We start from the raw sequence: 12,301 nt of genomic DNA on the forward strand, positions 1-12,301 counted from the left end.
GCACCAACAGTAGGGTTTTATTTAATAGAAGTTTTCCTCCCCTCATATGACTATTTTTTATGCAATGAATGCTGAAAGTAATATCTATCTAAAAACTGCAGCAATGAATTGGAAATATCATTTTAGGCAGCTGAGTACTCTTCGTCGTTTTTTAATTTGAATTGGAGGGATTCCTTATATGAAGAAAAATTCATGAGTATGTCGGCAACGAAATTATAAACAGATTGTTTCCAAATGAAACTAGAGCAAATTCTCTATTAGAATTTGCTCTAGTTTCTTTCTATTTATTTCCATGTCTCTGTATTTTTTTTACTAAATCCCTTTTAGCGCCTCACCTATCGTTTCCTCCCCTGTAACGAGGTCGAATGATTTATGAATGGTCTGATCATTATGAAGCACCTCAACGATTGTTGCAGCCACATCTTCACGTGGAATTGTATTTCTTTCAAGAGAAGCAGAAGCCTTCACTTTCCCTATTCCTGGTTCATTTAATAAGCCACCAGGACGTACGATCGTGTAGTCTAATGAGCTATTCATCAGCATTTTATCAGCATAATGTTTGGCTGCCATATATGGCTCAATCGCTGACCATTTTTCTCGGTCATTCGCATGTATGGCACTAACCATCACAAATCTAGAAACGTCGGCTTTTTCCGCTGCTTCGATTGCTTTACCTGCGCCGTCTAAATCGATGAGCAATGTTTGGTCATATCCTGTATGGCCTCCTGATCCTGCTGTGAAGACAACAGCATCACATCCTTGCATAGCCTTAGCCAAATCTTCAACCGTACCAGTTAATGATGCATGGACCGCTTCCATCCCACGGTTTTTAAAATCAGTTAATTGTTCTTCTTTTCTTACCATTGCTACAGGTATATCACCGGTTGTTTCACTTAATTTATCCATCACTTGTTTACCAATTTGCCCGTTCGCTCCTATTACTAATACTTTCATTCTCTTTCTCCTCTCTTCCTTTTCATTTATCGGTGAAAATCGTTTATGAAAATGGATTTTCACCTATACTAAATAATACTATTTTCTAGGGGAGTTTATAAAATGCCACATTATCTGTATTCTTATTTCACTCGCTTACCATTGGTCTTTCGTATACTCATCATGGCACTGATGACAATTATCCTATTTGGCGGTTTTGTTCACTTATTAGAGCCAAATAGTTTTCCTACTTGGTTTGATGGTATCTGGTGGGCTGTCATAACTGCTTCAACTGTCGGGTATGGTGACTTTGTGCCTCACTCTGTTGTCGGAAGACTAGCAGGAATTGTCCTTGTTTTGACAGGAGCAGGTTTTATTGCTTCTTATTTCGTTGCATTGTCTACTGCCGCTGTCGCTAAGCAAAATGACTATATTCAAGGAAATTTCAAGTTTAAAGACCGTGATCATATTATTGTCATCGGTTGGAATGCTCGTTCGAGAGAAATTTTGAAAACGATATGTAGCTATGTTAATAGCGTACCCGTCACATTAATTGATGAAACATTGGAGGAAAATCCATTGCCCCACCAAAACCTTCATTTCGTCAAAGGCAATCCACAAAGAGATGATGTGCTCATGAAAGCAAGTGTAATGGACGCTAGACAATTGATTATTACCGCTGATCAAAACAAAGACGAACACCAAGCAGATATGCACAGTATCTTGACGTTAATTGCTGTTAAAGGAATGAATCCATCCTTACCTTGTATTGTAGAAATCCTAACAACTGAACAGATGAAAAATGCGAAGCGAGCAGGCGCAGATGAAATCGTGCAAACGAACTTATTAACAAGCTTTGTCATGATTAGTAGCCTTACTTCAAGAGAAATGGTTACGGCATTTCTCAGTTTACTAAGGCAAATTGATCAAAGAAGACTAGGTATTGAGCCCATATTGACTGACCATATTGGGGCTAATTTTCGTGATGTAAGTATTAGCTTAATGAATGAAGATATATTGATTCTTGGCATCAAACGAGGAGAAGAGATGATTATTCATCCCCCTCACCCGTTTTCACTTCAAGCAGAGGATTTGCTTATCACGATAAAAAATTAATATTGCAAAATCCCCTCTAGTTCTTTAACAAGCTCGTGACCTATAGCAACATATCTTTCGGTAACTTCTCCGTCCTTATCAACTGGTGCCTGAAATTGATTAAATGAAGCAGAGAAATTACCGATATTTGCGTTATTTTCATCAATATTGCTCTCGTAAATATGTGACAAGAGGTAAGGTGTTCCCAGTTCTACTGTACAATTGCTTGTATCTAATTGACCATCTATGGATTTGAAGGGTATACGTAAGAAATGATAACCATTGTTCGTATCAATCTTGTAATCAAACGCACCATGGTCATAATCCCAATTCCCTCCAATTGTATAACCCATTGGTTTTAATAACTGCTCCAGCTTAAACAAGTGATATTGCTTTCCCTCGATATTAGAATGAATTTCTCTCATTGCTTTCATTCCTTTCAACATCATATTTTGCTTAGTTTTACCCTATTCCCTCTCACTAATACTAGCGCTTTTCACTTCTCTTTAGGCTTCTTCGCATAAATAGCTAACCTTAATGGACAAACATACAATCGTGATAAGTGCTCAACTCATAAGTTATAGCAGATGAAGGGTAAATGTATACAGAGTGCCTTCAGTTAACCTCTTTTAAAAATACATCTATATAATTTTATTAACCCGTATGAAAGGAGAGAATTATGTAATGGCAGAATGTAATCGCAATGCGAATGGTGCCTGTTCTGATGCAGGTGGAATAAATACAAATGCAAACGGTGAAGCTGCTCACGCGGAGGGGACTTCAACGACTGCTGATGGTAATGCTTCTCATGCGGAGGGGTTTGAAACATTAGCTACTGGAGTCGCTTCTCATGTGGAAGGGAGCCAAACAAATGCTATTGGCACAGCTGCTCACACAGAGGGGTTTCAAACCACTTCTGTTAGTGACGCTTCTCATGCGGAAGGGAGTTTAACAACTGCTGAAGGTGAGTCAGCTCATGCGGAAGGGCATAAGACTTTAGCAAGTGGAGCTGCCTCTCATGCGGAAGGTTCTAGTAGTTCTGCAACTGGTAATGATGCACATGCGGAAGGGTTCAAAACTGTTGCTTCTGGTACAGCTAGTCATGCGGAAGGCGATAATACGATTGCGACTGAATTAGCCTCGCATGCAGAAGGTCTCAACACTATATCCATTGGAGAAGCTAGCCATTCTGAGGGAATTGACACGCAAGCTTCAGCAACTGCAAGTCACGCACAAGGGCTGACTACTTCTGCGCTCGGCATTGCTTCTCATGCTGAAGGGAGCTCCTCACAGGCAAATGGCATTGCTTCTCATGCTGAAGGCTTTAGTACAATCACCACAGGGGATGCTTCACATGCAGAGGGGAACTCAACTAGAGCGATCGGATTAGCTTCTCATACAGAAGGATTTGAAACTGTTGCCAGTGGTGATACTGCTCACGCGGAAGGGAATACAACCGAAGCCTCAGGATATGCTGCTCATGCAGAAGGTCACCAAACTGTTGCCAGTGGAAATGAAGCACATGCGGAAGGAACACTCACCTTAGCCAGTGGTCTTAGTGCCCATTCAGAAGGGAATACAACAACAGCAAGTGGTGACTACACGCATGCGGAAGGATTAAGGAATACCGCCTCTGGCGAAAGCGCTCATGCGGAAGGAATGGACACTGAAGCAAGTGGTTTTGTTGCTCATACAGAAGGAAGAAGTACAGTTGCAAATAATTCTTATGCTCATGCGGAAGGCTTTCAGACAAATGCTTCTGGGAGTATTTCTCATGCAGAAGGGCAAGGGTCTATTGCTTCTGGTACTAACTCTCATGCAGAAGGATATTTAACGACTGCATCTGGCTCCACTTCACATGCAGAAGGTGGTAGCAGCGTAGCATCTGATAGCTTTGCTCATGCAGAAGGTCTTTTCACCCAAGCAAGCGGTTATGTTTCTCACGCTGAAGGAAGTTCAACTGTTGCTTCAAATGCCTTTACCCATGCCGAGGGAATAGAAACGACAGCAGCAGGATACGCGTCGCACACCGAAGGGTCTCGTACAAGAACAGAAGGTATAAACGCTCACGCTGAAGGAAATACAACACTAGCAAGTGGGGATTATTCTCATGCAGAAGGAAGAGGAACCACCGCTAGTGGAAACTATGCACATGCAGAAGGGTTCAATAATATCGCCTCTGGATATGGGGCCCATGTGGAAGGGGGAGTGAATGCAAATAACGCTTCTTTACCCAATACTGCTTCTGGTAATAGTTCGCATGCTGAAGGTTACGGAACCACCGCAAGCGGCACAGGTGCTCATGCAGAAGGTTTAAATACCCTATCTACAGCGAATGCCTCACATGCGGAGGGTGTCAACAATAACGCGACTGGTCAAGCCGCTCATGTAGAAGGACAAAATAATGTAGCCCAAGGTGTATTTTCTCATGCTGAAGGATTTCAAAACATAGCCACAAATATCGGTTCACATATAATGGGAATATATGGAGAAACAACAGACAATTATTCTTGGCATGTCGGTAATGGAACAAGTGCTAGCAACAGAGGTTTAGCTGCGCTACTCCAAGGATCTACAGGAGATTTATTTATCGATGGCACACTTCATGAAAATGGCGCTGACTATGCTGAAATGTTTGAAACGATTGATGGAAACAGCATTACACCAGGTAGATTTATCTCATTACAAGGTAAAAAGGTGAAAGTAGCAACCAGCGCAGACAGCTATATTTTAGGCATTACAAGTGCTGCCTCCGCCATTAAGGGGAATGCCGCTGAACTGCATTGGCATCATAAGTATCTAAAGGATCAATGGGGCCGTACTCAATATGAACAAATTCCAAGTGACCCTAATGATGAGTACCTCGCAAAGTTAACGCGAGTGGCACCAAAAATAAACCCCGCCTACGATTCACAGCAATCTTATATACCAAGAAGTAAACGTAAAGAGTGGGTAACAGTTGGATTACTCGGTCAATTGCTAGTGACTGATGATGGTAGTTGCTCAATTAATGGTTACTGTTTACCGAATGATGAAGGAATCGCCACATATTCAGAAACAGGTTACCGTGTGATGGATAGAATAAGTTCTGATCAGATACTAGTCATGTTTAAATAGAGTTGGCAAGTACTATGGAAGGATCAAAGTTAACTAAGCACAGAGACGTTTCTCATAGCGATTATCGAGAGCTGGTTAACTTATAATTACCACTCTTAAGCCGGTTCTCCTATTTTTCGATTATCATTTCCACCTTTTGGCTCCTCTCAAGAATCTCCAAGGAATTATAATAGGCTACTTTTATGGAAAGAATGAAGTAGGATTACCCTAATTATAAAAGAGAGGATGGATGGATATGAAAGAAAAAATCATCTATATATATCACGATTTTGGAGGTACCCATACCACCTCTTTAGCCGCTGCCTATCACCTAAATATTTTGAGTGATACTAATTTAATACCAAGTAAAGAAGAGATTTTATCTGTTCCGTACTTTAACAAGCTAAAAAAGAAGGACGCTGGGGAGTTTATTTATCATGGAATTGATAGTGATGGTAATACGGTTTATACTATCGGGAGAAGATCATCCAAACTAACTGTAAAATCACTATATAATTTTAGTGAACTATTATCTCTACAGCATCAAACTATGAATAAAAAAATAATATTTTCTAATACCTCTCCTGTTGTACCGTTAGCTATGACACTTGGAGGCTTTTTTTCACGAGGTCTTGGAATTGATTCCATAGGGGTGCCACTTTTAATTAAAGGGGCACAGCGTTGTAGCGAAAACATCTTTCAACTTGTAATGGAGACAAAAAAAGTGGCTAAAGAATCGAATCAATTAATTGTTAAAATCGAAAACACAAAATACCAGGCTTGATGTTCTTTAAGCCTAATCACTTCTTCTTTGGAAGCTCTTCGCAAAAAAACAGCGGCCTTCCACCCTCTTTTTAGAGCATGGGTGAAACCGTTGAGTTTGTTCATCACCATTATTCTTAGTACTAGTAGTCTTAATAATTCTTGTGTACAAATTCCTTAATTTTTCAAATTGCATATTCTAAACTGATTTAGATTAAGGAGTTGATTAAATGTACTATATGAGTAAGCCAATACAATTCAGAGACAATCACGAACTTATAATGGATATTTCTAAAGCCATTAATGGTGAGTACTCTGCAATTAATTGTTATAAGAAACTTCAGCAATTAGCACCTAATGAGAAAACTAGGACTATTATTAAAGAAATAAGACAAGATGAGAAAAAACATTTTAGGATTTTTAACGAAATATACCGACAACTAACAGGGCATGAGCATTCGCCTCAATTAACTAATCAATGTCCAAATTCTTATCAAACTGGTTTAGATTATTCATTTAACGATGAGCAACAAACTGTGGACTTCTATTTAGAAATTGCCGATAAAACCAGTGACCCATATATTAAAGAACAATTTAATAGAGCAGCTAAAGATGAGCAAAATCATGCTGTTTGGTTTGTCTATTTAATGAATAGAGGATATTAATTTTCATTATTCTTCAAAACATAACAAATAAGTAGTAATATAAACCCTTCACGCTTTAAATACCGATACCGGGATAAACAAACCCATAGCCAATATGTATTTCATTTACTGATCTTATGTTTCGGTACGTTTATCTAGTAAACGAAAACAACCTAGGGTAGTTCTCTATCTATGACCTATTCGAACTTTCAGTATCGAAACATGGAAGTGCTCGGTGGATGGAAAGTAGCATCTAAGACCAACCAGGTCTTATTTTTTTAAAATAAAAGCATATATTTTAGAGAAGAATGTAAGAATTGTTGATTAACATACCTAAAAGGAGATATTGAAAGTTATATGATAAGAAGCTGGGTACCATTTGAAAAAATACAAGTTAATCTTGGACATAGAAACCTTATGATGTTTGGTAAAATCTCAAAATATATGGCTGATCTATAGACTTTATGCATGAATTGTGGTCAATCAGCCATATACAATTGTTTTATGTTTACTTATTAGACCGTTAAGAGTTGAAGACTTTTATTTCAAGCGTTCTTCAAGCTCTTTTTTCTTCTCTTCATAACCTTGTTTACCTAGCAATGCAAACATATTCACTTTATATTCTTCCACACCAGGTTGATCAAATGGATTCACACCAAGTAAATACCCGCTAATAGCGCAAGCTTTTTCAAAGAAATAGACAAGATAACCAAAAGTGAATGCATCCATTGCTGGAATCGTTACAATGAGGTTAGGTACACCGCCATCTGTATGGGCAAGCATTGTTCCTTCGAATGCTTTATGATTCACAAAATCAATCGATTGATTAGCTAAATAGTTTAAACCATCTAAGTCATTTTCAAGGTTTTCAATTTTCACTTCATGTCGTGGTTTCTTCACTTTAATAACTGTTTCAAATAAATCTCTTCTACCTTCTTGCACATATTGACCAAGTGAATGAAGATCAGTAGAAAAATTGGCAGATGAAGGATAAATTCCTTTTTGATCTTTTCCTTCACTTTCACCAAATAATTGCTTCCACCATTCTGAAAAGTATTGTAACCCCGGCTCATAATTAACAAGCATTTCAATTGTTTTACCCTTATTATAAAGGACATTCCTTACTGCTGCATATTGATATGCGATATTCTCTTCTATATCGGCAGAACTTAACTCTTTACGAGCAACTTCAGCCCCTTCCATTACTTGGTTAATATCAATATTCGCAACGGCAACTGGTAATAATCCAACGGCTGTTAGCACAGAGTATCTTCCACCAATATCATCCGGAATAATAAATGACTCATAGCCTTCTTCATTCGCTAATGTTTTTAACGCGCCCTTTTCTTTATCAGTGGTAGCGTAAATTCGTTTTCTCGCTTCCTCTACACCATATTTCTCTTCTAATATTTTTCGGAATAAACGAAAGGCAATTGCTGGTTCTGTCGTTGTTCCAGATTTAGAAATGACATTAATAGAAAAGTCTTTACCTTCCAATAAATCGATGACATCATGAATATAACTAGAGCTAATATTATTGCCTACAAAAACGATTTGAGGTGTTTTCCTTTTTTCTTTTGAAAGAGCATTATAAAAACTATGTTGTAACATCTCAATAGCAGCTCTTGCGCCAAGGTAAGAACCACCAATTCCGATTACTAAAAGAACATCAGAATCTTGCTTGACTTTTGATGCTGCCTGTTGAATTCTTGCAAATTCCTCGCGATTATAATTTTTCGGTAAATCTACCCACCCTAAGAATTCATGACCTGCTCCTGTTTTATTTTCTATAGCGGTATGCGCTGCTGTTACCGCTCCTTTTAAGTATGATAGTTCATGCTCACTAAAAAAGCTAAACGCTTTCGTATAATCAAACTGTATATGAGTCATCGTTATTCCTCCGCTTATGTATTTCATGAATCAATAGTCCTCTATCACTTTATCGAAAGACAAGGAATTTTTCAAGAATCAGTCTTCGCCACCGACGGTTTGCACAACCCCGTTATATAGTTCATGATTACATCATCTCCAAAAATAAGGTTTATAACCCATCACTCGTGCATAAGCCAAATTAGCCTTCACATTTTTTACTATGCTTGTATAAGCAAACTCATACCAGGTGACCACAATTCCATTAAACCCAAATATGACAAGAACCTATAAAGAAAGCTCCCGTTTCACACGAGAGCTTCTTCCTTATAATGCTGAACGATAGATTGAAAGAACATCCTCTTTATCTAATACTTGAAAACGACCAAAAGGACCATTATGAACGGCTTTATTTGCCATATCTTCTAGCTTGCTATCGTCTATACCATAATCTGATAATTGTTCTGGTGCATCAATACTGTTCCAAAACAGTCTTAAACGAGCAATCCCTTCTAATGCAACTTCCTCATCTGTTTTACCTGTTGGATCGACTTCAAACACTCTTATTGCTAATTGTTTCATTCTCTCAGGCTTGGCATGTAATGTATGCTTAATCCAATGAGGGAATAAAATGGCCAAACCGCCACCATGAGGGATATCATAGACTGCCGATACAGCATGTTCAATATTATGCGTTGCCCAGTCTCCTTTATAACCCATATTTAGAATACCGTTTAACGCCATTGTACCGCTATATAAAATGGTCGCACGATGCTCATAATTTTCTAAGTCATCTATTAGTTTTGGAGCCGTATCCATTATCGTTGTTAAGAGAGATTCGCACATACGATCTTGAAAGTCCGTATTTTCTTCCAAATGGAAATAATGCTCAAGTACATGAGACATCATATCGACTATGCCATAAATCGTTTGGTCTCTTGGCACTGAATATGTATGTTCTGGATCTAAAATTGAAAATTGAGGGAATACAGCCGGGCTTCCCCAAGACAATTTTTCATGTGTCTCCCAATTAGTAATGACCGCTCCAGAATTCATTTCAGAACCCGTTGCAGCTAATGTAAGGACGGTACCAAAGGGAATCGCTTCTTCCATTCTTACTTTATTTGTCACCATATCCCAAGCATCACCAGCAAATTTCGTTGCTCCCGCAATAGCTTTTGTACAATCGATGACACTCCCGCCACCAACAGCTAGAATGAAATCAACTTCTTTCTCGCGGCAAATATTCACACCTTCACGAACGGAAGAGACACGAGGATTTGGATCAACCCCACCTAGTTCATACACTTCTGCATTCATTTTCTCAAGCTCATTCATTACCTTATCGTATAGACCATTCCTTTTAATACTTCCACCACCATAAACTACCAGCACCTTACGGCCAAAAGGAGAAATCTCTTCACTTAATTTACTAAGTTCACCTTTACCAAAAATCAATCTCGTTGGATTCCAAAATGTAAAATTCTCCATTCTATCACCTTCCTTTTTTGTTATTATCATTTTTTTTACTAAGGATTGCAAAGAATACATCTTTTTTTATTTATTTTAAAAAATAAAATAAATGCCTCTCTGTAATTGTTACTCCCAAGGAATTAAATGATTCTTTCATTCGACAAAAAAAAAGACACCGAGATTTCCCGGTGTCTTCTATGAAGCTGAACTAGCTTATTTTTTAATTAAATCTTCACGCTCAGATTGTGCAATCCACTCTTGCAACTTATCTTTTAGTGTATTGAAACCTTGGCTACCATTATCCTCTACTTTTTGAGCTACAGGATTATTTGGACGTTTACGAGGTTTTTTCTCTTTTTCTGTTGGAGCTGGTGCTTCTTGTGTTGCACGAATAGAAAGACCGATTTTTCCAGCATTTTCATCAATAGAAAGTACTTTTACTTGTACTTCATCTCCAACACTTAAATGTTCATTAATATCTTTAACGAAGCCATGAGTAACTTCTGAAATGTGAACAAGTCCTTGTGTATTTTCATCTAATGCAACAAAGGCACCATAAGGTTGAATACCTGTTACTTTACCAGTAATCACGCTGCCTACTTCAATTTTCTCTGACATGGGAACACTCCTAATTATTAATATTTTATCGTTTATATACGCAATAAAAAATTATATCATACTCTATAGCTAATATCAAAAGTAAAATGGATAGTCAATAAATAGTCACAATTAATTAACGAAATGTTCATACAATTACCCATTAAAAAAGTTGATTGGTGGTAAAATAAAATATAGAAGGGGGGATAAAAATGAATCACATTGGTGAAAACATTCGCTTAGTCCGTGAACAACATGGGTTAACAAGATTTGAACTTGCAAAAAGAGCGCGGGTAGGTAGTGCAGTAATCGAAAGATATGAGTCAGGTATTTCCACCCCAGATACGCTAACAATCCTCAAGCTATGTACAATATTGGACATCCCAGTATCAACTATTACAAATCCACAAGTTGACCTTCAAAATCAGAATGAGTTGAACCATCCTATGCTTCATCAACAGGATATGAATGAAACTATTTCCAATTTTTACGTATAAACATGTAGGTATTCGGAAAGGCTTGTATTGTAAGTCTTTCTAGAATTCCCCCTTTGTTGAAGGCAATCTGTTATAGGATTGCCTATTTTTTATTTTATGCCGAAAATACAATGTTTCTTCTTGTAAGCAATGGCCACGAATGATATGACTTATAGTAACACCTTACATCACTGTAAAGAAATGAGGACAACCATTGCCAAACGATAAAATGCTTTTAAATGGAAATGACTTTTATTATGAATATTACCCACACCCAACCCCTAAACAATCATTTGTATTATTGCATGGGTTTCTTTCTTCCAGCTTTAGTTTTCGAAAACTCATACCATTGCTACAAAAAGAAAATACAGTACTCACAATTGACCTCCCACCATTTGGGAAGAGCGGAAAAGCAAAAAAGTTTATCTACTCTTATGAAAATATTGCTTCAACTATTATTTTACTTCTTGAAAAATTATCTATTCAACAAATCGTGATGGTTGGGCATTCAATGGGAGGACAAATTTGCCTAAACATTGCTCATCAAAGACCAGACTTGCTCGAGGCTGTAGTCTTATTATGTAGCTCTTCTTATCTACCGAAAATGCCAGCAAAGTATGTTTACGCAAGTCACCTACCTTTCTTTTCTCATTTTGTAAAAAGATATCTTGAGAAATCAGGTGTAGAAAAAAACTTAAACAACGTTGTATATGAAAAAGAAATGATTGATGATGCCATGAGGGATGGTTATCTAGAACCATTTTTAAACAAGGATATCTTCTATTCCTTAGCGAGAATGATACGTGACCGGGAGGGAGATTTGGATGAGACCTTATTAAAAACAATTAACACTCCTTGTTTACTCATATGGGGGGAGGCAGACAAGGTGGTCCCTCTCTCTATCGGTCAAAGGTTACAGGGAGACCTACCGCATAGCGAATTACATATCCTTAAGCAGGCAGGACATCTTATACCCGAAGAAAAGCCTGAGGAGATTGTAGCAATTATCGAACAATATTTACAGAAAAAAGGAATGGTGGGGTGAGATAATTTTTATTCCTTCACCCATTCATTCAATCTCGCAAGAACTATTATTTTTTATCACCAGGAGTTTCTGCGCATATTTTTTACATTGAGCAAGAGGAATTACTTCATCAAAAGAGAATTCATATATAGCTTGGATGTTATGGGCCAATTCATTAGTATCGTCAACAGTTTGTACTATTTGGATTATATCAGCTATTTCCGTATCGTAATTGCCTGTACCGATATGAAATGGGTCCCAATCATTTAAACAATCTACTAACAATAGATTCATTTGTTGTGTATTCATTATACATTCACCTTATTATTTTT

Annotated in this window: 12 protein-coding genes; 6 read left to right on the forward strand and 6 right to left on the reverse strand. The window is 37.7% G+C overall.

Going from position 1 to position 12,301, the window contains the following annotated elements:
* Positions 1 to 312: 312 nt before the first annotated feature.
* The gene (locus tag MKY26_RS12890; RefSeq protein ID WP_328197406.1) at positions 313 to 954 is read right to left on the reverse strand and encodes an SDR family oxidoreductase; all 642 of its coding nucleotides are present in this window, start codon (positions 952 to 954) and stop codon (positions 313 to 315) included.
* Between the two features lie 75 nt (positions 955 to 1,029).
* On the opposite strand from MKY26_RS12890, the gene MKY26_RS12895 reads away from it, so the two are divergent.
* Positions 1,030 to 2,049 carry a potassium channel family protein gene (locus tag MKY26_RS12895; RefSeq protein WP_322910439.1) on the forward strand — a complete coding sequence of 340 codons (1,020 nt, stop codon included), beginning with the start codon at positions 1,030 to 1,032 and terminating at the stop codon, positions 2,047 to 2,049.
* Here MKY26_RS12895 and MKY26_RS12900 read toward each other — a convergent pair.
* Complete coding sequence (locus MKY26_RS12900) at positions 2,046 to 2,453, reverse strand: YugN-like family protein (RefSeq protein WP_095373616.1); 408 nt, start codon at positions 2,451 to 2,453, stop codon at positions 2,046 to 2,048. The two genes, MKY26_RS12895 and MKY26_RS12900, sit on opposite strands and share 4 nt — an antisense overlap.
* A 259-nt stretch (positions 2,454 to 2,712) precedes the next feature.
* On the opposite strand from MKY26_RS12900, the gene MKY26_RS12905 reads away from it, so the two are divergent.
* The 3 genes from MKY26_RS12905 (at position 2,713) to MKY26_RS12915 (ending at position 6,551) form a co-directional block, all read left to right on the forward strand.
* Positions 2,713 to 5,145, forward strand: a complete 2,433-nt coding sequence (locus MKY26_RS12905) for a peptidase G2 autoproteolytic cleavage domain-containing protein (protein ID WP_341097852.1) — start codon at positions 2,713 to 2,715, stop codon at positions 5,143 to 5,145.
* A 247-nt stretch (positions 5,146 to 5,392) separates the two neighbouring features.
* A complete protein-coding gene (locus MKY26_RS12910; RefSeq protein WP_341098692.1) occupies positions 5,393 to 5,908 on the forward strand; it encodes a DUF3189 family protein in 516 nt (171 codons plus the stop codon).
* A 208-nt stretch (positions 5,909 to 6,116) separates the two neighbouring features.
* Entirely contained in the window at positions 6,117 to 6,551 is a 435-nt protein-coding gene (locus MKY26_RS12915) for a ferritin-like domain-containing protein (RefSeq protein WP_341097853.1), read from the forward strand.
* A 519-nt stretch (positions 6,552 to 7,070) separates the two neighbouring features.
* Here the strand turns inward: MKY26_RS12915 and MKY26_RS12920 are convergent.
* The 3 genes from MKY26_RS12920 to yugI form a co-directional block, all read right to left on the reverse strand.
* Entirely contained in the window at positions 7,071 to 8,420 is a 1,350-nt protein-coding gene (locus MKY26_RS12920) for a glucose-6-phosphate isomerase (RefSeq protein WP_341097854.1), read from the reverse strand.
* Positions 8,421 to 8,726: 306 nt separating this feature from the next.
* Entirely contained in the window at positions 8,727 to 9,890 is a 1,164-nt protein-coding gene (locus MKY26_RS12925; protein ID WP_341097855.1) for an iron-containing alcohol dehydrogenase, read from the reverse strand.
* Between the two features lie 195 nt (positions 9,891 to 10,085).
* Positions 10,086 to 10,490, reverse strand: a complete 405-nt coding sequence (gene yugI / locus MKY26_RS12930; protein WP_095372077.1) for a S1 domain-containing post-transcriptional regulator GSP13 — start codon at positions 10,488 to 10,490, stop codon at positions 10,086 to 10,088.
* Positions 10,491 to 10,681: 191 nt separating this feature from the next.
* Here yugI and MKY26_RS12935 point away from each other — a divergent pair, with 191 nt between their 5' ends.
* Both MKY26_RS12935 and MKY26_RS12940 read left to right on the forward strand, forming a co-directional pair.
* Positions 10,682 to 10,966, forward strand: coding sequence for a helix-turn-helix domain-containing protein (locus tag MKY26_RS12935; RefSeq protein WP_341097856.1), 285 nt, complete (start codon positions 10,682 to 10,684; stop codon positions 10,964 to 10,966).
* Between the two features lie 193 nt (positions 10,967 to 11,159).
* Positions 11,160 to 11,990, forward strand: coding sequence for an alpha/beta fold hydrolase (locus MKY26_RS12940; protein ID WP_341097857.1), 831 nt, complete (start codon positions 11,160 to 11,162; stop codon positions 11,988 to 11,990).
* Positions 11,991 to 12,014: 24 nt separating this feature from the next.
* Here the strand turns inward: MKY26_RS12940 and MKY26_RS12945 are convergent, their stop codons facing one another.
* Entirely contained in the window at positions 12,015 to 12,278 is a 264-nt protein-coding gene (locus tag MKY26_RS12945; protein WP_307318148.1) for a DUF1871 family protein, read from the reverse strand.
* Positions 12,279 to 12,301 lie beyond the last annotated feature (23 nt).

Origin of the sequence: Cytobacillus sp. FSL R7-0680, assembly GCF_038009245.1 — a bacterium.
GTDB lineage: Bacteria > Bacillota > Bacilli > Bacillales > Cytobacillaceae > Cytobacillus > Cytobacillus kochii.